Source organism: Tepidibacillus sp. LV47 (assembly GCF_048381575.1).
GTDB lineage: Bacteria > Bacillota > Bacilli > Tepidibacillales > Tepidibacillaceae > Tepidibacillus.
On the sequence record NZ_JBLWIF010000006.1, the window covers coordinates 109,563 to 132,844 of the forward strand.

General features: G+C 35.5%; 27 protein-coding genes and 1 pseudogene. 26 read left to right on the forward strand and 2 right to left on the reverse strand.

Annotated elements, in window-relative coordinates:
• Positions 1–6: 6 nt before the first annotated feature.
• On the reverse strand, positions 7–228 hold the full coding sequence (locus tag ACMW72_RS08535; RefSeq protein ID WP_418368408.1) for a spore germination protein: 222 nt from the start codon (positions 226–228) through the stop codon (positions 7–9).
• Positions 229–381: 153 nt separating this feature from the next.
• Between ACMW72_RS08535 and ACMW72_RS08540 the strand changes: the two genes are divergently transcribed.
• From ACMW72_RS08540 to ACMW72_RS08560, 5 genes are all read left to right on the forward strand, one after another.
• On the forward strand, positions 382–840 hold the full coding sequence (locus ACMW72_RS08540) for an Hsp20/alpha crystallin family protein (protein ID WP_418368409.1): 459 nt from the start codon (positions 382–384) through the stop codon (positions 838–840).
• A gap of 70 nt (positions 841–910) precedes the next feature.
• A complete protein-coding gene (gene plsY / locus ACMW72_RS08545) occupies positions 911–1,504 on the forward strand; it encodes a glycerol-3-phosphate 1-O-acyltransferase PlsY (RefSeq protein WP_418368410.1) in 594 nt (197 codons plus the stop codon).
• Positions 1,505–1,630: 126 nt separating this feature from the next.
• Entirely contained in the window at positions 1,631–2,437 is an 807-nt protein-coding gene (locus ACMW72_RS08550) for a DUF2797 domain-containing protein (protein ID WP_418368411.1), read from the forward strand.
• A gap of 17 nt (positions 2,438–2,454) precedes the next feature.
• Positions 2,455–3,147, forward strand: coding sequence for a class I SAM-dependent methyltransferase (locus ACMW72_RS08555; RefSeq protein WP_418368412.1), 693 nt, complete (start codon positions 2,455–2,457; stop codon positions 3,145–3,147).
• The gene (locus ACMW72_RS08560; RefSeq protein WP_418368413.1) at positions 3,144–3,401 is read left to right on the forward strand and encodes a YkoF family thiamine/hydroxymethylpyrimidine-binding protein; all 258 of its coding nucleotides are present in this window, start codon (positions 3,144–3,146) and stop codon (positions 3,399–3,401) included. The genes ACMW72_RS08555 and ACMW72_RS08560 overlap by 4 nt, the downstream gene beginning before the upstream one ends.
• Here the strand turns inward: ACMW72_RS08560 and ACMW72_RS08565 are convergent.
• On the reverse strand, positions 3,396–4,631 hold the full coding sequence (locus ACMW72_RS08565) for an MFS transporter (protein WP_418368414.1): 1,236 nt from the start codon (positions 4,629–4,631) through the stop codon (positions 3,396–3,398). The genes ACMW72_RS08560 and ACMW72_RS08565 overlap by 6 nt on opposite strands.
• Before the next feature lie 124 nt (positions 4,632–4,755).
• Between ACMW72_RS08565 and ACMW72_RS08570 the strand changes: the two genes are divergently transcribed.
• From ACMW72_RS08570 to ACMW72_RS08670, 21 genes and pseudogenes are all read left to right on the forward strand, one after another.
• Positions 4,756–5,139, forward strand: coding sequence for an arsenate reductase family protein (locus ACMW72_RS08570; protein WP_418368415.1), 384 nt, complete (start codon positions 4,756–4,758; stop codon positions 5,137–5,139).
• A 123-nt stretch (positions 5,140–5,262) separates the two neighbouring features.
• Complete coding sequence (locus ACMW72_RS08575) at positions 5,263–5,676, forward strand: hypothetical protein (protein ID WP_418368416.1); 414 nt, start codon at positions 5,263–5,265, stop codon at positions 5,674–5,676.
• Between the two features lie 86 nt (positions 5,677–5,762).
• Positions 5,763–6,041, forward strand: coding sequence for a hypothetical protein (locus ACMW72_RS08580; RefSeq protein WP_132770189.1), 279 nt, complete (start codon positions 5,763–5,765; stop codon positions 6,039–6,041).
• Positions 6,042–6,270: 229 nt separating this feature from the next.
• Complete coding sequence (gene sigI, locus ACMW72_RS08585; protein ID WP_418368417.1) at positions 6,271–7,062, forward strand: RNA polymerase sigma-I factor; 792 nt, start codon at positions 6,271–6,273, stop codon at positions 7,060–7,062.
• Complete coding sequence (locus ACMW72_RS08590) at positions 7,059–8,219, forward strand: anti-sigma factor domain-containing protein (RefSeq protein ID WP_418368418.1); 1,161 nt, start codon at positions 7,059–7,061, stop codon at positions 8,217–8,219. The genes sigI and ACMW72_RS08590 overlap by 4 nt, the downstream gene beginning before the upstream one ends.
• A gap of 170 nt (positions 8,220–8,389) precedes the next feature.
• Positions 8,390–8,551: pseudogene (locus ACMW72_RS08595) on the forward strand (FGGY-family carbohydrate kinase); the annotation flags it as partial.
• Positions 8,552–8,609: 58 nt separating this feature from the next.
• Positions 8,610–9,470: a MurR/RpiR family transcriptional regulator gene (locus ACMW72_RS08600; protein ID WP_418368419.1), complete on the forward strand. Its 861-nt coding sequence runs from the start codon at positions 8,610–8,612 to the stop codon at positions 9,468–9,470.
• A 34-nt stretch (positions 9,471–9,504) separates the two neighbouring features.
• Entirely contained in the window at positions 9,505–10,404 is a 900-nt protein-coding gene (gene gnd, locus ACMW72_RS08605) for a phosphogluconate dehydrogenase (NAD(+)-dependent, decarboxylating) (protein ID WP_418368420.1), read from the forward strand.
• Positions 10,405–10,622: 218 nt separating this feature from the next.
• Positions 10,623–11,627 carry a LacI family DNA-binding transcriptional regulator gene (locus tag ACMW72_RS08610; protein WP_418368421.1) on the forward strand — a complete coding sequence of 335 codons (1,005 nt, stop codon included), beginning with the start codon at positions 10,623–10,625 and terminating at the stop codon, positions 11,625–11,627.
• Between the two features lie 38 nt (positions 11,628–11,665).
• Positions 11,666–12,613: a sugar kinase gene (locus ACMW72_RS08615; RefSeq protein ID WP_418368422.1), complete on the forward strand. Its 948-nt coding sequence runs from the start codon at positions 11,666–11,668 to the stop codon at positions 12,611–12,613.
• A complete protein-coding gene (hxlA, locus tag ACMW72_RS08620; protein WP_418368423.1) occupies positions 12,610–13,233 on the forward strand; it encodes a 3-hexulose-6-phosphate synthase in 624 nt (207 codons plus the stop codon). The genes ACMW72_RS08615 and hxlA overlap by 4 nt, the downstream gene beginning before the upstream one ends.
• Positions 13,234–13,797 carry a 6-phospho-3-hexuloisomerase gene (gene hxlB / locus ACMW72_RS08625; protein ID WP_418368424.1) on the forward strand — a complete coding sequence of 188 codons (564 nt, stop codon included), beginning with the start codon at positions 13,234–13,236 and terminating at the stop codon, positions 13,795–13,797.
• Positions 13,798–13,847: 50 nt separating this feature from the next.
• On the forward strand, positions 13,848–14,861 hold the full coding sequence (gene allD / locus ACMW72_RS08630; protein WP_418368425.1) for an ureidoglycolate dehydrogenase: 1,014 nt from the start codon (positions 13,848–13,850) through the stop codon (positions 14,859–14,861).
• A 21-nt stretch (positions 14,862–14,882) separates the two neighbouring features.
• Entirely contained in the window at positions 14,883–15,833 is a 951-nt protein-coding gene (locus ACMW72_RS08635; RefSeq protein ID WP_418368426.1) for a sugar kinase, read from the forward strand.
• A gap of 12 nt (positions 15,834–15,845) precedes the next feature.
• Positions 15,846–16,487: a bifunctional 4-hydroxy-2-oxoglutarate aldolase/2-dehydro-3-deoxy-phosphogluconate aldolase gene (locus ACMW72_RS08640; RefSeq protein WP_418368427.1), complete on the forward strand. Its 642-nt coding sequence runs from the start codon at positions 15,846–15,848 to the stop codon at positions 16,485–16,487.
• Between the two features lie 120 nt (positions 16,488–16,607).
• Positions 16,608–17,630 carry a TRAP transporter substrate-binding protein gene (locus ACMW72_RS08645; RefSeq protein WP_418368428.1) on the forward strand — a complete coding sequence of 341 codons (1,023 nt, stop codon included), beginning with the start codon at positions 16,608–16,610 and terminating at the stop codon, positions 17,628–17,630.
• 61 nt (positions 17,631–17,691) lie between these two features.
• Entirely contained in the window at positions 17,692–18,219 is a 528-nt protein-coding gene (locus tag ACMW72_RS08650; protein ID WP_418368429.1) for a TRAP transporter small permease, read from the forward strand.
• Between the two features lies 1 nt (position 18,220).
• Positions 18,221–19,492 carry a TRAP transporter large permease gene (locus ACMW72_RS08655; RefSeq protein WP_418368430.1) on the forward strand — a complete coding sequence of 424 codons (1,272 nt, stop codon included), beginning with the start codon at positions 18,221–18,223 and terminating at the stop codon, positions 19,490–19,492.
• A gap of 33 nt (positions 19,493–19,525) precedes the next feature.
• Positions 19,526–20,434: a dihydrodipicolinate synthase family protein gene (locus ACMW72_RS08660; protein WP_418368431.1), complete on the forward strand. Its 909-nt coding sequence runs from the start codon at positions 19,526–19,528 to the stop codon at positions 20,432–20,434.
• 229 nt (positions 20,435–20,663) lie between these two features.
• Entirely contained in the window at positions 20,664–21,206 is a 543-nt protein-coding gene (locus ACMW72_RS08665; RefSeq protein WP_418368432.1) for a helix-turn-helix domain-containing protein, read from the forward strand.
• Between the two features lie 30 nt (positions 21,207–21,236).
• Positions 21,237–23,279: a hydantoinase/oxoprolinase family protein gene (locus tag ACMW72_RS08670; protein ID WP_418368433.1), complete on the forward strand. Its 2,043-nt coding sequence runs from the start codon at positions 21,237–21,239 to the stop codon at positions 23,277–23,279.
• Positions 23,280–23,282 lie beyond the last annotated feature (3 nt).

Sequence of the window (23,282 nt, forward strand, 5' to 3'; positions counted from 1 at the left end):
TTTCCATTAAGAGCTAAAGGAATGTTCCGCTTCAAGTAAGTCCGTGTCATTCGTATTGGTTGAACTTAATCCATTATTGTTATTTAAGAAATCACCCGTATTAAACGACCCTGAACCAGCATAGCTTTTTGATGTAGATTTGGGGGAAATGTAGATGGCATCACCAACGTTAACGACTCCGCCGCTTCCAATACTATTAATTTTGATTCCGCCCACGATAGAAGGCATAGATACCATCCTTCCTTCTTTTAATAATGTATTATATGGCCATAAAAGCCCACATGTTCAGTTTTTTTAACACAATATTATTCCTTATCACGTACGTCAAGTTAAGAGAATGCATAAATTGTAGAAGAATCGTGCCAAGGAGGAAAAGAAAAAATGCCATTTAATCCCTTTGATTTTGTCAATATGGATGCATCTCTATTTGAAAATGAATGGGAGAAATATCGAAGCTTTTTTGAGAAATTTTTTAATCTAAACGAAAAAAACCTTACACAAACGAGGACAATTCCTATCGATTTGTATCAAAGGCAACATGATCTCCTATTGGTTCTTGAAATTCCTGGGTTAAAGGATGAAAAAGATATTCAGTTAAAGGTCGTGGGTCAGACGCTAATCGTTGAAGGGGAAATCAATCGTAGTTATATACCGCAAGAAGGAGAAATTGTAAAATCAGAGAGAAAGATTGGAAAATTCTCTCGAAAAATGACGATTCCTGTTGCTTTTGATAGTAAAAAGATTCATGCTAGATATCAAAATGGTTTATTGGAAGTTCGCATTCCCATCATAAAATCAAATCAACAGGATAAAATAATGGTTCGTTTTACCGAACGATAAGAACAGTATTTTCTGTCCACTTCTCTTTTGATATGATATAATCGAAAAAATATGATCAAAGGGGTAGAATATGAAGGTTTTATTTGCCATTTTCATAGGATATTTCATTGGAGCGATTCCAACGGCTTTAATTGTTGGCAAAAATAAGAATATTGATATCCGAAATCATGGTAGTGGAAATATTGGTGGAACCAATACGTTTCGTGTTCTTGGTAAAAAAGCGGGTTTCTTTGTTACGATTGTCGATATATTAAAAGGAATTATTCCTACACTTATCGGTTTAGGGATGGGTGGAGAAGCCACAGGGGCAGCAGCTGGTATCGCAGCAAGCTTCGGACATTCTTATTCCCTCTTTGCTGGATTCAAAGGGGGAAAAAGTGTGGCAACAAGCACAGGAGTCATGCTGGTGTTAAATCCCCTATCCATACTTTATGGTGCTATTGTATTTGTTATTGTACTTTTTACCACGAAATTCGTTTCTCTATCTTCGATGTTGGCGGCGATCACTGTAGGAGTTACCGTGCCATTCATGAATGTAGCTATTTCGGTCAAATTGGCTGCTATTTTCTTTGCTGTTTTCATTCTTTATCGTCATCGCTCCAATATCGAACGACTATTGAAAGGTACAGAAAACAAAGCCTTTCAAAAAAAGCATAGAAAATAAACTGAACTATCTGCATAAAAAATTCCGCTAAAGAAGGACTTGACTAAGTCTCCGAAAAGACTTCGATAAAAGTTTTTTTATTTCTGATCTCTGACTTCTGACTTCTGTAACGAGAGGAGATTTGATTTGAAATTTTCAGGACAATTACTTGAATTAGAGCATGAATATAAAGAACCTATTCAATATTATTTGCAACTTGGAGAGGAAAAAATCCCTTTAAATCCATATTTAGGGCAAACGATAAAAATGAAATATCTTCAGGAGATCCGTTGTATATATTGTGGAAGAAAGGTGAAGAAGACCTACAATAACGGTTATTGTTATCCTTGTTTTATCAAGTTGCCCCAAAATGACTTATGTATTGTGAAACCCAACCTCTGTCATTATGATCAAGGAACATGCCGAGATTCGGAATTTGGCGATCATCATTGTATGGTTCCCCATTATGTCTATCTTGCATTAAGTAGTGATGTAAAAGTTGGGCTTACACGAAGGACGAATGCCTTCAAAAGATGGGTAGATCAGGGTGCCATTCAGTCGATTCCCATCGCCGAGCTGCCCACAAGAAAAATGGCTGGGGAACTGGAATATTTCTTATCTCAACATCTTCCTGATAAAACCAATTGGCGAAAAATGTTAAAAGGGGAAATAGCAGACAAAGATATACGAAAAATCAGAGAAGAGATTCTTGCCTTGATTCCAGAAGAATATCAATCTTATTTACTTGATGTGGATCAGATTTATGAATTTCTTTATCCAATTGAAGAGACGGTTCAAAATCTAACTTCCATCAATTTGGACAAGCAGCCAATTTTTGAAGGAAAGTTAATAGGAATGAAAGGTCAATATCTGATTTTTGATACAGGTGTTTTTAATGTCAAAAAATATGCAGGCTATCAAGTAGAAATTGAAATCATTGAGCCTACAAAATAAAAAAAAGGAGAGATCATATGGCATGGTTTGATGCTTTCGCAAAAGATTATGATCAATGGTATGAATCGAAGTTAGGAAGCTTTGTCGATCAAGTTGAAAAAGAATTGATTGAAGAAATGGCTAAACCAAAGGAAAACGAAAAAGTACTCGATCTAGGTGCAGGTACAGGAACTTATAGTCTTTGGCTAGCAAGAAGGGGATTAAAAGTAACTGCTTTAGACCAATCAAAAGAGATGTTAAATATCGCCCAAGAAAAAGCGGAAAAAGAAGGGCTAAAAATTGATTGGCATCTTGGTGATGCTCATCAGTTGCCTTTTGAAAATGAAACATTTGATTTAGTTGTCTCTGTTACCGCTATTGAATTCATGGATGATCCTAATAAAGTTCTATTCGAAGCAATGAGAGTGCTTAAACCAAATGGCCGTCTTGTCATTGGGCTTTTGAGCAAAGAAAGTCCATGGGGTGAGCTTTATACAAAAAAAGCGAAGGAAGATCCAAACAATCTCTTTGCAAAAGCTCATCTCTATCAAGAAGAGGAAATTGAAACCCTTCTTCCGTATCCTTTTCAACTCAAAAAGGGATTATATTTACCTCCTGTGATGGAATTTGATGAAAAAGAAGCGAAAAAAAGAGAACAAGTAAAGCAAGCAAAACAAGAACAAGGGGCAGGATTTTTTGTCATTCGCTGGGATAAGGGGAATGGGATATGATCTCATGTCAATTAGCGCTTTATCCGTTAGCCACAAAGGAATTTGCTAAAGTGATTGTTGAAGCATTAAAAGCACTTGAGCCACTTCAAAAAGAAGGATTGATCATTGAAGTTGGATCGATGAGTACTGTGATTAAAGGAAAAGATGATCTCGTATGGAAAGCCGTTCGGCTGCTTTTTGAAGAAGCTGCTAAAGACGGACAACAAATTGTTTTAACTGCATCGATTTCCAACGAGTGTGGTTGTGACTTATAAGGATGGAAAACGAAACGATTCCCATTCTTTTTTTGTGCGATCGGCAAGAATCGATTTCATCTTAAAACTGATCATAATGCCAAGAATTAGCAAAACGATTGTCACACCAATAACCCCATACCAGCCAAAAGGATCCCAGACATAACCAAGAAGAGTTCCTCCTATACTACCTCCCATATAATACGAGAGTAAATATAATGCGGATGCACCTGCTTTCGCACGAGATGCATGAAGGCTAACCCAGCTGCTCGAGGCTGCATGGGCAAAGAAAAAACCAAAGACAACAAGGGTTAAACCGATTAAGATCAAAATCAGCGGTTTTAACATCATGAGAAGGATTCCAATAAAAATAATCACTAAACCGTAAAACACCCTTTTTGGGATCGATAAAAATTGATCCAATTTCCCAGACAATGTTGAACTAAATGTACCAGCAAGATAAGAGATATAAAGTAGTCCAATAATCGATGTAGAGAGGTAATAAGGAGCTTGATGCAAATAAAAACTGAGATAATTAAATAGCCCAAGAAAAATAAAATAAATGATGGAAGCAATATAATAGGCCTGACGTAAGATTGGATTTTTCCAATGTTGAATCATTTCTATAATCCCTGTTTTTAGCGAAAAACGATGAGGATGAAAATGTCTGCAATTAGGTAACAAGACGAGAAAAAGAACAAAACAAAGAAGTCCAAGTATCCCCATAATTAAAAAGGAATATTGCCACCCCAAAAGATCGGCAATAAACCCGCTGATAATTCTCCCTCCCATTCCACCAATACTATTCCCGCTAATATACACGCCAATTGCAATTCCGATTGCTTCTCGTTCATACTCTTCACCGATATAGGCATAAGCGATCGCCGGTAAACTCGCTAAAAAAATTCCTTGTAATGTCCGAAATACTAATAGAACAGAAAAATTAGGAGAGAAAAAAATGAGGATAGACATGAGCGATGAACCAAATAAACCCATCGCCATAATATTTTTTCGGCCAATTGCATCAGATATTGGACCAAAAATCAACATAAAAATACTAAGGGTAAACGTAACTAATGAAAGAGATAAACTTGCAGTAACAGGCGAAACATGAAAATGGTGGGAAAAAACAGGGAGTAACGGCTGTACCATATGCAGGTTAGAGAAGATTAAAAAAGACCCAATACTTAAAGCAATAGTGGCCTTCCAAAATTCCTTTGTAGATTTACATATATAATCATTTGAACTCACGGTATGGTCATCTCCTTTACTGCTATTATAAAATAAGAAAATAAACCTGGTAAATAAAATTGTAAAAATTCAGAATGTAAGGTTGGAATGAGGAAATGAAATACTATCAATGGAGGGATAAAAAATGATAAAAATGTATTATTACAACAAATGTGGAACATCGAGAAAAGCAAAGAAATTCTTTGATGAGCATGGGATTCCTTATGAAATCGTGCAAATCGTTGAAGAACCACCAACAAAAGAAGAATTAAGAGAAATGATAAAACAAAGTGGTGTAGATATTAAGAAGTTTTTCAATACAAGTGGAGCATCTTATCGTGAATTAGGAATGAAGGATAAAATAAAAACCCTAAATGAGGAAGAATTGTTAGATATCTTAGCTTCAGATGGAAAGATGATCAAACGTCCAGTGATAACGAATGGAGAAATTACCACTGTCGGCTGGAATGATGAAATCGCTGAAACCTGGTTAAAGTTGTCTACTTTTCATAAATATTGGAAAAAATGATATTAGAAAAATTTATGGGTGTAAACATCTATTTATTATTTTCTAATATTATGATAGAATGAAATAAAATATCAGAAAATTTAGCAAATTTTCTGATATTTAAAAAAAATAAGGAGGGAACAAATGATGAGTAACTTTTGTTGCGGTGCAAGTAAAATTGGTGGAATTGGGACGATTCACCAAGACGGAATTACCATTAATCAAGTTCCCATCCTCTACTGTCCAGTTTGTCATGACGTTGAAGTTCATCCCAAAGTAAAAGAGAACATCGACGTGGTGATAGAAATCGCCCAATCAGAAGGTTCCAAACGAGTCAACCTTGAAAGCTATATGAAAGAAATCCGTGATGAGCATTTTTTTGAAGATTGTTCCACAGTAAATCGCGGGGATATTCATGAAGTCATCCAATCACAAATCGATATTTCGTTGGGACTATTATCATTTGCTAGGGATATTGGCGATATAGAATGGCAAGAACAATTAAAGAATCGATTGTCAAGATTAAGTCAACAACGAGATCTTACAACGAATAAATAAGGATCCTCCCTATAGGAGGATTTTTTTTGAATAGAAAAAGGTGTATACTTCAAAATGAGGAGATTATACTTTAATGGAGGAACAGCATGACTAGAGAAGAGTTTATTGATGAAGTTCTAGGATTGATTAAAGAGATCGAGGATGATCATAGCGAGACGACCTTTTTAGTAGGATATATTAACGAACAAATGTTAACGTCAGATTTCGAGGTACCATTAGAAGAGCTGATGGCCATTCTTCGGGAATATAAGCCTCATATTTATCTTCATATGAAAATTACATCTAGTGGTGATTTTCGAAAATTGTTAAACACAGAAATGACAGCAGAAGAAGCACTGAAACGCTTAGGAAAAGAAACATTTTAGACTTCTTAACCTATAATTGGAAGCAATAGCTCTCTTATAAGATCTGAAATGGCTTGTATGTTCTAACACTGCTCTAATACCTCGCAGCTTATAGAACATACAAGCCTATTTTATTATATTGGGTATAACCTGTCTATTCCCCTTTTCCTGTGATTAAGGTATAGTGGGAAGAAGAAGACCCCCGTAAAGAGTGATCTAGTTACGAAAGGTATAGTGCGAGGTGTAAATAGTGATATTTCGTCGTTTCAATAATCAACGAGATCAAGCACAAGTAAAAACGAATGATAGAGAACAAAACTTAGAAGAGATTGTCGTTTTGATCCAATCTGGAGACTCTGTATTGCGTAACCAGATCATCAAAGAATACCAACCCTTTATTATCAAGACAAGTTCAAAGGTTTGTAAAAGATATATTGATCCTAATCAGGATGATGAGTATAGCATTGCATTATCCGCTTTTAATGAAGCAATCGATTCCTTCCATCCTGAACAAAATCGCTCATTCTTAACTTTTGCAGATACCGTGATCAAACGAAGGCTGATCGATTATATTCGAAAAGAAAGTAAATATCTGAATCAGATTCCAATGACGATGTTTGACTTACCTGACGAAGAAGAACATGTTATCAACTTTGTCGAAGTGAAGCAATCGATTGATGTTTATCATCAGCAACAACAAAGAGAGGAACGAAAGGAAGAGATTATTCGTTACACGAAAGAAATTGCCAAATATGGTATTACGTTATCTGATTTGGTCAAGTTTTCACCAAAGCATCAAGATACAAGGGAAAATCTTTTTCAAATTGCGGATATATTAGCAAATGATCAAGAATTAGTGGGCTTTTTGCTGGAAACGAAAACCTTACCTATTAAAGGTTTATTGTCTAAAGTAGCTGTCAGCCGTAAAACGCTTGAACGCAATCGCAAGTATTTAATTGCATTAGCCATCATCAAAATTTATGATTTTCATCATTTAAAGGCGTATTTACAAGTTGGTCGGGAAAAGAGGGTAGGAAGATGAAAAAAAGTGGTATTGTGATGGAAATTCTCGCAAATGGCAAAGCTATTGTTTTAACCAAAGATGGAGAATTTCTTTCTGTTGTTCCCCACAAAAGGGTAGAGATTGGGGAAGAAACCACATTTACTTTACCAAGGGAAAAAAAATTCTTCTCCTTATCCAAACGAAATATGCGATGGATTGGGAGTATAGCCGCTGTGTTTCTTCTATTGCTCGTTGGCGCACCAGGATTTTGGAATGGTTTGTCTGAAGAAGTTGCTGCGTATGTCTCTATTGATATTAATCCAAGTATTGATCTTGGCGTTAGTCAAAGTGGCAAGGTTTTAGAGGTAAAAGCATTAAATGCAGATGGACAATCAATCATTCAAACCATTGGAGAATCGATAAAAAATCGACCGATCGATGAAGCGACGGCAATGATTTTTGCTGAGGCACACAGGCAAGGGTATTTGCAGCCAAAAGGAGAAGTTTTGATTTCTGTCACCAATATAGGAGAAAATCAGGTATCAGAACAAGAGATGAAAAATAGAATCAAACAATCGATGGCTAAACAAGAAAATGAGATCAAAGATGTCTCAATTATCACATTAGCTACATCAACCAAAATTAGAGAAGAAGCACAAAAAAATGGTTTATCTACTGGGAAATATGCTTTTTATATTTTAGCCAATAATCAGGGATATTCGATCTCCCTTGAGCAAATAAGAGATCATTCCATTTATGAAATGATACAAAAAGAACCAAAGTTAAAGAAGATGATAACAAGGACGATTACTTCAGAGGAATTAGATCGGGAATTGGAGCACTTTCAACAACCAGCGTTGAAAACAATTGATCATCAAGAGAAAACGGAGAAACAACCACATTCCAATGAACAGACAGATCTTCAAAAAGTTCAGTCACAACCAAAAAAATCAGAAGATAAGCAAGAAGGTCCAAAAGGGTCAATAATAAATTCAAAGCAACAAAAAGAAAAAACAAACAAAAATGAGAATGAAAATCAGAAGGAATTGATCAATAAACAAATTGAAATAAAAGTTTCAAAGAGCATCGATAAGGATGAAGAAACAAAACCTGCGATTCAAAAAGATCATAATGAAGTAGAAGAAAATGAGGTAAAACATAATAGGGATGATTTGGATAATGAAGATGGTGAATAGAAATGAAATTGAAATGTATTCGAATGAGTACATTTCTTTTTTTATGCAATGTAAAAAAATTTTCATGAAAACGGCTTCTGAAAAGAAAAAATTTTAGTATAATAAACATAGAATGACACTTCATAGGAGGATCTCATGGAACAAAGATATGTAATGGGGCTAGACATTGGTTAATATTTTTATCTTATTTGTCAGGTGAAAGAGCTCCTTACTGGGATGCGAATACACGAGGGGTTTTCTTTGGTATTTCATTAATACATAAACGGGAACATTTCATTCGTGCCGTTTTAGAAGGGGTGGCATTTGCAGTTTATAGTGTAGGTGAAGCACTAATTGAAAGATCAATTTGCAATGATTGCCAATTACCAACGGAAAATGGGGTGATACCAAATGCAAAAGAACGAAAAACAAACACCAGTTTTGGCAAAAATTCGAGCCCTTTCATCGTTTTTGTCTCCAAAAGAAAAAGAAATAGCAGATTTTATCGTCAATCACCCAAAAGAAATTATCCATATGTCGATCACCGAATTTGCGGATCAAATTCATGTGGCTGAGGCAACCGTATTTAGGTTTTGTAAACGACTAGGTTATCGAGGTTACCAATCATTTAAGATTGCCCTAGCTAGTGAAATAGTGGAACCGATTCAAAATATACATGAAGAGCTTCATCCAGAAGATGAAATTTTAACATTAGCGAATAAAGTATTTACGAGTAATATTGAAGCGATGAAAGACACACTGCAATTATTTGATCCGGAAGTTTTACAAGCGGTGGTTGATACGTTAAGTACGGCTAAGAAAATCGACTTTTATGGTTCGGGTGGCTCAGCTCCTATTGCAATGGATGCTGCCCATAAATTTATACGAACAGGTATTTACAGTAATGCTTACAGTGATGGACACCAACAGATTACGTCTGCATCACTACTTGGTCCTGGAGATGTGGCTATTGGTATTTCCCATAGTGGAAGTAATAAGGATGTGATCGGAGCAATACGATTGGCGAAAAAAAATGGAGCAACAACAATTGGATTAACCAATTATTTCAAATCTCCACTATCCAATGAGGTCACTTATGTTCTGTATACTACTGCAAGGGAGACTGTCTTTCGTTCTGAAGCTTTAACATCACGCCTTGTTCAATTAGCTTTGATTGATGTCCTATATGTTGCCGTATCACTACGAAGGCAAGAGGAAACTCTTAAAAACTTACAAAAAATTCGCGAGGCCATTGCAACTAAACGCTATTAAAAGTGAGTATAAACATTAAAAGGAGTGAATGTAGTTGAAACTTGGAATGGTTGGACTAGGGAAAATGGGTTTTAATCTAGTATTAAATTTATTGGATTATGGGCATGATGTCGTCGTTTTTGATGTAAATAAAGAAAGAATGGAACTCATTGGAAAAGAAGGGGCAATGATTGCAAAAGATTATCAAGATATGGTGCAAAAACTAGATACGCCACGTATCATTTGGCTCATGATTCCTGCTGGGGCACTTGTCGATCAAGTCATTGATCAATTTGTTCCTTATTTAAGTCAAGGGGATATTTTAATCGATGGAGGGAATTCCAATTATAAGGATACCTTGAGAAGAGCAAAGCAACTGAAAGAAAAAGGAATTCACTTTGTCGATGTTGGAACAAGTGGTGGAATGGAAGGGGCACGCAAAGGTGCTTGTCTAATGATTGGGGGAGATCAAGAAGTATTTCATAGACTTGAACCTATTTTTAAAGATATCTCTGTAGAAAATGGTTATCTTTATACAGGTGAAGTAGGTAGTGGCCATTTTCTAAAAATGGTCCATAATGGTATCGAATATGGAATGATGCAGGCTATCGCAGAAGGGTTTGAAATTCTCGAAAAAAGTCCTTTTAAATATGACTATCAAGAAGTTGCAAGAGTATGGAATCATGGATCTGTGATACGCGGTTGGTTAATGGAATTGATGGAACATGCATTTAGCAAAGAACCAAAATTAGAAAGTATTAAAGGAGTCATGTATTCATCTGGAGAAGGAAAATGGACAGTGGAAACAGCTCTTGATTTGCAAACTGCAGCTCCAGTCATTGCTTTGTCATTGATGATGCGTTATCGTTCATTAGAAGAAGATACTTTTGCCGGAAAAGTCGTTGCAGCATTGCGAAATGAATTTGGTGGCCATGCTGTAGAGAAGAAAGAATAGAAGAAAAGGTTTAAAAAAATATATTTTATCTATAATGGCTGATCCTTTACTATTGGGTCAGCTATTTTTTACAGAAAATAGAACTTTAAAACTTAAAAAAATTATGTTGATAAGCGCTTGCATTTTTCTTATAATGAAATCAAAAACTACTAAACCGATTTAGTAAATCGGTTTAGTAAACCGGTTTAGATTAAATGGTTTTTAAGAGGAGTTATTATATGAAAAGAGTAACGATGGCTGATGTTGCAAAAATGGCCAAAGTTTCTAAAAGTACTGTATCACAATACCTAAATAAACGATATGAGTACATGGCGCCTGAAACTAGAAAACGAATAGAGGAAGCCATCCGTGTTCTAGGATACCAACCTAATATTGTAGCCAGAAGTCTTAAACAAAAAAGGACTTCTACAATTGGTGTAATCGTCGCAAATATTTTACACACCTTTTCCACACAGATCATTCGCTCTATCGAAGATACGTGTAGAGAGCATGACATACATGTTATCGTATGTAATGCTGATGATGACCCGGCAAAAGAGGCTAATTATATAAAAATGTTAAGAGCGAAACAAGTTGATGGATTAATTGTTTTTCCAACCGGAGGAAACATAGATCTATATCAAGCAATGATACAAGAAAGATACCCAATCGTTTTTGTTGACCGAATTGTTGAACAAGTAAATGTAGATTCAGTTCTATTAAATAATGAAAGGGCTTCATATCTAGCTGTTGAACATTTTGTAAAAAAAGGTCATCAAAGAATTGGTATGATTACGACTTCATTAATTCGAAATATAACACCCCGGGTAGAAAGAATAAAAGGTTTTATTACAGCTTTGGAAGCTCATAATCTACCTGTGAATCATGAATATATTAAGGGTTTAGAAGTCGCAAAAATAAAAGACGGTTTGTCAGAAATGTTTCGTCTCAAGGAACCTCCAACTGCATTATTAGCAGGGAACGATTTAGTTCTAATGGAGGTATTAAACTATGTAAAAGAAAACAGTTTAATAATACCTCAAGATTTGGCCATTATTGGTATCGATGAAGTTCCATTTGCAAATATATTTGATCCACCCTTAACAACAATCTCACAACCTACTTTTGAAATGGGGAAAAAAGCGGCACAGCTTCTATTAGAAAAAATAGAAGATCAAGAAAGATTAATAGAAGTAAAAATCCATCGTTTTGAGCCAAAACTTATCATTCGAAGTTCCTGTTAATTTAAAAGTAAATAGAAAAGAAAGTGGGGAAAAAGAATATGGATGTGATTACAATCGGCGATGGAATGATTACATTTAATCCAGTAACTACTGGACCAATGAGATTTGTTGAAAAATTTACAAAAAAAATAGGTGGAGCCGAATTAAATTTTGCCATTGGTTGTGCAAGGTTGGGACTTAAAACGGGTTGGATTAGTCGTTTAGGCAATGATGAATTTGGCCGTTATATTTACAATTATGTCCGTGGGGAGGGGATAGATGTTTCCCAAGTAAAATTAGTAGATGGTTACCCAACATCTTTAAATTTTAAAGAAATCATGGAAGATGGCAGTGGACAGACATTTTATTATCGTAACGATTCTCCAACCTTTACACTTACTCCAGAGCAATTAGATGAAAACTATTTTAAGCAAGCTAAACTTTTACATGTAACTGGAGTTTTTCCGGCAATCGGAGGACAAAATTTTCAAGTTATTATGAAAGCGATTACTTTAGCAAAACAAAATGGTTTACTTATCTCTTTTGATCCTAATATCCGATTAAAACTTTGGAGTAAAGAAAAAGCAAGGGAATCATTACTTCAATTTCTTCCCTATGTCGACATTGTCTTAACCGGAGAAGAAGAAGCTGAAATCTTATTGGGAGAAGCAGAGCAAAAGAAAGTAATAGAGAAATTTAAATCATTTGGCGCAAAGTACGTTGTAATTAAACGGGGTGAAAAAGGATCTATAGGTTCTTATCTTGATGAATATATTGAAGCCGAAGCCATTAAACCGCGTAAAGTTGTTGATACTGTCGGTGCAGGAGATGGATTTGATGCAGGTTTTATCTATGGAGTTTTAAATGGATGGGATTTAAACCGCTCCCTTCGTTTTGCAAATGCAATTGGTGCAATGGTTGTAAGTGTATCTGGTGATAATGAAGGTCTTCCTTATTATGAAGATGTTTTAGCATTTTTGGGGGAAAAGGAAGTTGTTGAAAGATGAAGATTCAGCTGGCTTTAGACAGGCTAACAAAAGAGCAATGTTTTGATATCGTTCGGCAAACAAGCGACTACATAGATTGGATAGAAGTTGGTACAGGAGTCATTAAAGAACACGGTATGTCGATTGTACGCAAGATGAGAGAAGCCTATCCCCAAAAAACAATTGTGGCTGATATGAAAACGTGTGATGCGGGGAAATATGAAGCCATGCAAGCATTTGAAGCAGGTGCAGATATTACGACAATAATGGCATTCTCTTCAGATAAAACCATTCAAGATGCATTGGATATTGCGAAAAGGTTTAATAAAAGAATCATGATCGATCTATTGGGGGTGAAAGACAAAAAGAGAATACAAGAGTTAAAAGCTTTAGGAGTCGATTTAGTTTCCTTACATATAGGAAAGGATATGCAAGAAACTATCTCTTTTGAAAAAGATAGATTTCAATTAGTTGAAGGTTTATCAGGTATAGAGATCGCAGTAGCAGGTGGTTTAGATCTTAAAAACATACCCATGATTATAAAGAATAATCGCCCTAATATTTTGATTGTTGGAAGCGCAATCACTAAGGCAGAGCGTCCAAATGAAATCGCTTCAAAAATTAAGGAGTTGATTCAATAAATGATAAAGGAAATCCTTGAAACCATTATAGGCGAAATGAAAAATGTCCTATCAAAAATAAATGAAGAAGAAGCGATGACTTTTATATCGCAAATTGATCAAGCTAAACGCATTTTCATTTATGGTGAAGGACGCTCAGGATTGATGGCAAAGGCATTTGCAATGAGGCTTATGCATAGTGGTTATCAAGTCTATGTGGTTGGTGAGACAATTACACCAAGTATTGAGAAAGAAGACTTATTAGTTGCAATTTCCGGGTCTGGAGAAACGGATACCATCTATCAATTTGTTCAAAAACTAAAAAAGATCGGTGGAAAGGTTGGACTTGTTACGACAAATCAAGATTCAAAGATTGCTAGAATTAGTGATTATATTTTGAAGGTACCTGCTGCAACAAAATATCGCAAACCTGAAGAACCAGATACGATTCAACCACTTGGTAATCAGTTTGATCAGGCTGTCCATCTTCTCTTAGATGCGTTGATTATCTATAAAATTCAAAATAAAAATCAAAGCACTGATATCAATGAAGAAATGCGTCAACGTCATGCAAACTTAGAATAAGTTTAATTTTTACATTTAAATATACAAAAAAATGAAAGGAAGTATGAAAAATGGCAGATGTAATTGTTTCCCATGAAGAATTGAAGAACCTTGTTGTAAAGAAATTAAGTAATGCTGGTATTCCTAATGAACACGCAGGTATTGTAGCTGATGTCCTTGTTCACGCAAATCTGCGTGGAGTAAATTCACACGGTGTCTTAAGAACAGAACATTATGTAAAAAGAATCAATGAGGGGGGGATTAATCCAAATCCAAAATTTACTGTGAAAGAAACAGGACCTTCAACAGCAATATTTGATGGAGATGACGGAATGGGTCATGTCGTAGCTAAAGAAGCAATGGAATATGCAATCAACATGGCAAAGAAAAATGGAGTTGGCATGGTAGGGGTTATCAATAGTAGCCACTGCGGTGCATTGTCTTATTTTGTTCAACAGGCAGCTCAAGAAAATATGATAGGAATTGCAATGACACATACGGACAAAGTGGTTGTTCCTTTTGGTGGAGCAAAACCCTTTTTTGGAACAAATCCAATTGCCTTTGGTTTCCCAGCTAAAGAGAACAAACCTGTTATTTTAGATATGGCAACCAGCAATGTAGCTTTTGGAAAGATTTTACATGCAAGAGAAGTTGGGCAATCCATTCCAGCAGACTGGGGAGTAGATGAAAACGGTAAGCCAACAACGGATCCAGAAAAAGTAAGTGCACTATTACCATTTGCTGGACCTAAAGGATATGGATTAGCAATGGTTGTAGATATCTTTTCTGGCATTCTTGTAGGGGCAGCTTTTGGCCCACACATTACCCCAATGTACGGAGATTATAACAAAATGCGTAAGCTAGGACACTTTGTCGCTGCCATTAATCCTGCAGTATTTACGAACTTAGAATCATTCTTAAGCAATATGGATCAAATGATTAATGAAATTCATGCATCCCAACCGGCAGAAGGATTTACTCGAGTAATGGTGCCTGGTGAACCAGAACAACGAAATGAAGAAGAAAGATTGAAAAACGGAATACCTATCCCTGAATCTATCTACAATTATTTAATTCAAAACTAATTTTAATTAGGGTGACTTACTATGGACGTAGTAACAGTTGGAGAAACAATGGTTCTTATGACCCCAGATTCTAGTGGACCAATGAGATATGCAAATGAATTTATGCGGAAGTTTGCTGGAGCTGAATCCAATTTCGCTATCGGATTAGCTAGATTAGGCCATCAAGTTGGTTGGATTAGCCGAGTAGGTAAAGATGAATTTGGTAAAGCAATGGTTTCCTTTATTAGAGGAGAAGGAGTTGATGTGAGCCAAGTAAAGGTTGATGATTCTGCTCCTACAGGGCTTTATTTCAAAGAATTCAGAAGAGCTAATGATCTTAGAGTTTATTATTATCGGAAAAATTCGGCGGCAAGTAAGCTAAGCCCGGATGATTTGAATGAGGAATACATCGCAAGTGCTAAATTCCTCCATATCACAGGTATTACACCTGCATTGAGTGATAGTTGCTACGAAATGATTTTTTCAGCAATAGAAATGGCCAAAAAACATTCCGTGAAGGTGGTGTTTGATCCGAATTTAAGAAGAAAACTATGGGACGAAGGAAAAGCGAGAGAAACTTTTCTAAAAATCGCTTCTCAAGCAGATATTGTCCTTCCTGGTCTTGATGAAGGCGAGTTTATGTTTGGCGAAAAAGACGTAGAAAAGCTAGGGAAGTTATTTATTGAACATGGTTCTGCTATTGTTGTGATTAAAACAGGTGCAGATGGAGCTTATTACTTTACAAATGATGATCATAAATTTGTTCCTGGTTTTCCTGTTGCAAAAGTAGTTGACCCCGTTGGCGCAGGAGATGGTTTTGCTGCAGGATTTATTTCTGGTTTACTAGATGGACTAAGCCTATATGAAGCAGTGAAAAGAGGGAATGTATTAGGAGCTTTTGCAGTGACAGTGAATGGGGACGTTGAGGGTTTACCTGATAGAGACGAGTTATTCACATTTTTCAATGAAAAAAGTAACGATGTAAGTAGATAGGGGTGAAATAAGATGAAGCTACTACAAGAAATTATGGAAAATGGGGTAGTTGCAATTATTCGTGGCGCAAAACCCGAAAATATTCTTCCAATAGCTAAGGCTTTAAAAGATGGAGGAATAAAAACTCTAGAGATAACTGTAGAAACCCCAAAAGTATTAACATTAATTGAAAAAGTTTCAGATGAATTTGGAGATGATCTAATCGTTGGTGCAGGAACTGTTCTTGATCCTGTAACAGCAAGAGCAGCAATCATGTCGGGGGCTAAATTTATTTTTTCACCAACAGTCAATGTGGAAACAATTCAAATGGCAAAACGCTATGGAGTCATTAGTATACCAGGTGCATTAACTCCGACTGAGATAATTACCGCTTACGAACATGGAGCGGACATCATCAAAGTATTTCCAGCAAACGTATTTGGACCAAAGTATTTAAAAGATATCCATGGTCCATTACCACATATTCCTTTAATGCCAACTGGTGGATTAGATTTAACCAACGTAGCAGATTACATTAAAGCAGGTGGAGTAGCCGTTGGTATTGGAAGTTCTTTAGTAAACACCAAGAAAATGATAGATGAAACTTACTTGAAAGAATTAGAGTCAAACGCTTCAAAATTTGTTTTAGCGGTAAGAAAAGCGAGAGAAAAATAAAAAAAACATTACTTGAAGAAATCAAACTTGAAAGGAGGGATGCTAACAAGATTTCTTCAAAGTAATGTTCAAATAAAAAGCAACCTAATTTATTATACATCAATTGGGGGGTAAATAAAGATGAAGATTAAGAAGTTATTTTTATTCGGATTAATTGCTGTGTTAATGTTAACATCTGTTGCTTGCAGTCAAGGTACAAATGGTAAGCAAGCTGGTTCTAAAGATGGTGTAACAAAAATTAAGATCGCAAACTATTTTGCAGAAGATCATCCTCAAAATGTCGCATTAAGAGAAAAATTTAAAAAGATTGTTGAAGAAAAGACAAATGGAAAAGTTGTTGTTGAAATATACCCAAGTAACCAACTTGGTGATGAGGCACAATTTACTAATGGTGTTCGTAATGGAACAATTGAAATGGCCATAACGGGAATGGGATTACAAACTGCTGATCCAAAGATTGGTGCAGTAGAGTGGCCATTCTTATTTGAGAGTTATGACCATGCACGAAAAGCATTAAACGGTGAAGTTGGCGATGAAATTAAAGCAGAATTTCGTAAATTAGGTGTAGAACCCTTAGCATGGACAGTAAACGGTTTCAGAGTCATTTCTGCTAATCGTCCTATTAAATCAATGGATGATTTCAAAGGTTTCCGCTTAAGAATGCCAAACATTCCAATTTTCGTTAATACAGGTAAAGCATTAGGGGCAAATGTACAGCCGCTTCCATTATCTGAAGTATTTACTGCATTAGAACAAAAAGTTATTGATGGTCAAGAAAACCCATATGCAACATTAAAAGCATCTGGTTTCTATGAAGTTCAGAAATACGTATTAGAATCAAATCACATGTTTAGTCCAAACGTTTATTTAATGAATAAGAAGTTATTTGATAGTTTTGATAAAGAAACACAACAAATTATTAAAGAGGCTGCTCAAGAATCTGCAAATTACGAATGGGAACTTTTATTAAAATCAGAAGAAGATGTTAAAAAGTTCTTAAAAGAAAAAGGTCTTGAAATCATTGTTCCTGACGCTCAATTTAAAGAGCAGATGGTTAAAGCAATGGACCCCGTATATCAAGATCTATATAAACAATATGATTGGGCAAAAGCGTTTGTAGAAAAAGTTCGTAATTCTAAGTAACAAACTATTGCCATGGGAATAAATCCCATGGCAATATCAATCCATTAAGAGGTGAGGCGAGATGGAGAAACTATTAAAATTTTTAAATGGCATTTTAAATGCGATTATTGTATTGGTTCTTAGTATTATGGTTATTCTCGTTTTTTTAAATGTTGTTCTCCGATACGGATTTGATTCTGGGCTCACCTGGTCGGAAGAGATAGCCCGATTCGCGTTTGTGTGGGTTGTATTTTTAGGTGCAGTGGTAGCATTAAAAGATAAAAGCCATTTAGGAGTAGACCTATTAACAGGGAGAGTACCTTTATTTGTACAAAAAATATTATATTTTATATCAAATCTTTTAATCGTAATTGTTTTAGGACTATTTATAGATGGACTACTAAAAATGATGGAATTAAATAAATTAGTTAAAGGACCTGCAACAGGAATTCCAATAAATATCCTCTATTGGGCAGGTTTATTTGCAGCGGTAGTTATGATTGCTATAAGCATCGTTCAGACCGTTCGCTTTGTTTTCTTTAATCAAGATCCTCCTCCTTGGGTAAAAACAAAAATGGATTCAACAGTGAAGTTAAAGGAGGGGAAATAATATGATATGGTTATTTTTAGGAAGTCTATTTTTCTTCTTACTAATTGGTGTTCCTGTAGCTATCTCAATGTTACTTAGCGCCATAGCAATGATGTTAGCATTGGGTATTTTTGACACTCAGATTATTGCTGAGAATTTGATTAATGGTGCGAATAGTTTTGCGCTAATGGCTATTCCATTTTTTGTATTGACAGGGGAAATCATGAATGTTGGCGGAATCTCTCGAAGGATCGTTGATTTTGCCAGTTCGTTAGTCGGTCATATTCGTGGCGGTTTAGGTTATGTAATGATTATCTCAGGTGTTATATTTGCTGGATTGTCTGGATCCGCTGTAGCGGATACTGCGGCTTTAGGTGCCATATTAATCCCAATGATGGTATCAAAAGGTTATAATGTTAATCGTTCAACCGGTCTAGTGGCTTCAACAGGTATACTAGGAACCATAATTCCTCCAAGTATTCCAATGATCCTTTTTGGGGTTATTGGTGGAGTTTCAATTACTAAGTTATTTATGTCAGGTATTGTACCAGGAATTTTGTTAGCAACTGGATTAGTTACGGTATGGTATTTTGTAGCTAAGAAAGATAACGCTCAAACTATGCCAAAAGCAACAAAAGCAGAAAGATGGAAAGCGTTTAAAAGAGCATTTTGGGCATTATTGCTCCCACTAATCATTATCGTTGGATTACGTGGAGGTATTTTTACACCTACCGAAGCAGGAGTAGTTTCTGCAGTATATGCATTAATTGTTAGTTTTGGCTATAGAGAAATGAAACTAAGAGATTTACCAAAAGTATTTATTGAAGCAACCAAAACAACTGGAATTGTTATGTTCTTAGCTGCTACTGCGATCGTTTCTGGATATGTCATCACTGTTGCCCAAGTGCCTGTAGAATTAGCAGGATTCTTGCAAGGGTTTACAACCAATCCAACCATTTTAATGATCATTATTATGATTTTCTTATTATTAGTAGGTATGGTTATGGACTTAACTCCAGCAATTTTAATCTTCACACCTGTTTTATTGCCTGTGATTACTCAAGTGGGAATTGATCCCGTTTATTTTGGATTATTGATGGTTATTAACTTATCGATAGGGTTAATTACACCGCCTGTTGGTACTGTACTATATGTAGGGTGTGGAATTAGTAAAATAAGTCTGGTTGAAATTTCTAAGGGTGTACTACCATTTTTAATTGTTGAAATAATTATCTTATTCCTTTTAGTTTTATTTCCCGAACTAGTAACCGTTCCGCTTGGGTGGTTTGCTTAAAAAGAGATTTTAAAAAAATAGGGGGGCATTATAATGGTTCAAAATGTTCTTTTTAAAGGTATAATCCCACCAGTATCAACCATCTTTAACGAAAACCTAAAATTGGACCGCCAAGGAATGGAGAAATTAATTGATTTTCTCATTGATTCGGGAGTACATGGATTATTTTTCTTAGGTAGTGGTGGCGAGTTTAGTCAGATGTCTTTTGAAGAGCGAAAAGAAGTTGCTGCATTTGCAACAGAATATGTAAAAGGTAGAGTACCCGTTTTAATCGGAACAGGTGGAACCAACACTCGCGAAATTATTGCTCTCAACCAACATGCTAAAGAAATCGGAGCAGACGGTGTTGTGATTATTAATCCATATTATTGGCCATTAACGGAAGAAAATTTATTGGCTCATTATGGCGAAATTGCCGAAAACACGGAACTACCGATTTTACTCTATAACTTCCCAAATCTGACAGGCCAAGATTTAACACCGGAAATCGTGTTAAAGTTAGTAGATAAATACCCGAATATTGTTGGTATCAAAGAAACGGTTGATATGGCAGGGCATATTCGAGAAATGATTCTGAAAGTAAAAAGCAAACATCCTCATTTCTCTGTTTTAGCAGGTTTTGATGATCACCTTTTAAATACGCTTTCCCTTGGTGGAGATGGTGCGATCTCAGCCAGTGGAAACTTTGCACCTGAATTAACGGTAGGAATCTATCAAGCTTTTCAAAATAAGAATTATGAAAAAGCGATTGAGTTACACAAAAGATTAGCATTCTTGCCTCTTATGTATAAGTTAGATTCTCCATTTGTAAATGTAGTTAAAGAGGCAACAAAACTTAGAGGGCTTGATATTTCCACCCATGTTCTCCCACCTGCTCGTCCTTTAAGTGAGGAGAAAAAGCAAGAATTGATTGCAATATTGAAAGATGCCTCTCTTTTATAATTAATGAAACATATTTGGAGTAAATTATGGGTTATCTATATTGGGATAGTGAAAACACTATCCTTTTTTTATTGCAAATAAACACCGAAATTAAAAATATTAAAAAATTTTATAAAATTTTATTACAGTACAGGAGGATTTTTTTTAGTTATATCGAAATATTTTTATAATACTTAAAATAGTCTAAATAAAGTGTAAATAAATGAAAAACCTATCGGGGGCTATTAAAATGGACGAAATATTTGAGAAAATTCGTAGCATACGTATTCAGCAAAATTTGACTTTAAAAGATTTGAGTGAAAAAACAGGACTTTCTATAAGCTTTTTATCACAAGTTGAACGAGGTAATTCATCTTTGGCTATTACATCTTTAAAAAAGATTGCAGATGCATTAAATACTCCTATTTCTGAATTTTTTAATGATACAAAAAATCTTAATTTTATTGTTAAAGCTGAAGAACATAAACCTTTTAAAATTGAAGGTTCAATTGCTGAATATATCCGTTTAGGAGGTGAATTTAACGGGAGAACGCTTGAGCCGCTTTTAGTCAAGTTAAAACCAGGTAAATCTGAACCAAATATTTTTAGTCACCCCGGAGAAGAGTTTTATTATGTATTAAATGGAGCAGTTATCTTCAATATTGACGGGAAAGAGTATCTTGTGAAGGCCGGGGACTCTATTCATTATCCATCAAGTCTACCACACTATTGGATTAATCCTTTACAAGAAGAAGTAGTAGTTCTTTGCGTTATTACTCCAGTTATTTTTTGAATCATTATGAATCAGAGAAAGGTGGTTTTTATGAGAGTAGCTACAGATATAGGAGGTACCTTTACGGACTTAGTATATGTTGATGATGATGGGAGAATCGGCATTGCTAAAAGTCATACTACCCCTCCAAATTTTGAACAAGGTGTAATTGATGTCATTGAGAAAAGTAATTTGGATCCGAGAGATATAGAAACATTTATTCATGGTACTACAGTCATCATAAATGCGTTAACTGAACGGAAAGGGGCAAAGACAGCATTAATTACCACTAAAGGTTTTAGAGATGTTTTAGAAATTGCCCGTGGGAACCGTCCAGACCTTTATAATGTCCGATATCAGAAACCAGCTCCATTTGTCCCAAGATACTTAAGAAAAGAAGTTACTGAAAGGTTAAATTATAAAGGGGAGATTATTAAACCGATTAATGTAAGCGAAATTGAGCAAATTATTGAATATTTTAAAAAGGAAAATGTTGAAGCAATTGCAGTTGCATATTTGCATTCTTATGCAAATCCAATACATGAACAACAAACGGTGAAAATAATTAAAGAATTATGGCCAGAGGTATCTGTGACAGCATCACATGAAGTTACGAGAGAATGGAGAGAGTATGAGCGTACAAGTACCGCTGTTTTGAATTCTTATGTGAAACCTATTGCTTCTACGTACGTTGATCGCCTAGAAACAAGACTTACCAGTATAGGTATGAGTGGAAATAAATATATTATGCAATCGAATGGAGGAACAACAACTTTTAACCAATCTAAAATAACCCCTATAAATATGGTTGAATCAGGACCTGTTGCTGGAATATTTGGCGCAGCTGTACTAGGACAGATGATTGGGGAAAAAAATATCATCGCTTTCGATATCGGAGGAACAACCGCTAAATGTTCATTAATTGACAATGGTGATGTAAAGATAACAACAGATTACAAGATAGAAAAGAGAGATTTTACTGCAGGATATCCTATTAAAGTTCCAGTGGTTGATATTGTAGAAATTGGAAATGGCGGAGGTTCTATAGCTTGGATTGATGATGCAGGTTCTTTAAGGGTTGGACCTTTATCTGCTGGTGCACTTCCTGGTCCAATTGCTTATGATCGAGGAGGAACAGAACCAACAACTACTGATGCCAATTTAGTGGTTGGCCGATTATCTGCAAAAAATTTTGATAATGAAGTTAATATGCAAAAGGTGAGAAAGGGAATAGAAGAAAAAATTGCAAAGAAATTTGATATTTCCGTTGAGGAAGCAGCATTAGGAATTATTCGGATAGCGAATTCCAATATGTTAAATGCTTTGAAACTTGTTTCAGTAAGAAAAGGTTATGATCCTCGTGAATTTACACTAGTCGCTTTTGGGGGAGGAGGTCCAATGCATGCCCCTGCTTTAGCTAAAGAATTAGGTGTAAAGAAAGTCATTGTACCGGTAGCTGCTTCCGTATTTTCAGCATGGGGAATGCTCATGACCGATCTTAGAAACGACTATATTAAAACATATATCAGGGGATTAAATGATATTGATTTAGAAGAAGTGAACCAAGAATGGGAGGGAATGGAGTCTAAAGCCATTTCACAATATCTAAAAGAAGGTATTTCACAAGAGAAAGTAGTATTTTCCCGTTTTGCAGATATGAGGTATTTAGGGCAGGAACATACAGTGAAAATTCCAGTTCCCAATGGAGAGTGGGACTTAGACTCTATAAAAGAAATTATTAGACGCTTCCATGAAATCCATGAACAACACTATACATTTAAATTAGAAAGTTCGCCAATTGAAATTGTTAATCTGCATTTGACTGCATTTGGGAAAGTAAATAAACCAAAGATGTATGAAATTGAATCTTCAGTTGACAATGGTGAAAGTGCAATAAAGGAAATACGACCAGTTTTATATGAAGACCATGGTTGGATTGATACAAAAGTTTATGATAGGGAATTATTGTTAGCTGGTGTTTCTATCAATGGTCCTGCTATTGTAGAAGAACAATCTGCCTCAACAGTTGTCTATCCCAATCAATCTTTAAAGGTAGACAAATATGGTAATTTGATTATTTATACGGGGGTGTGATGA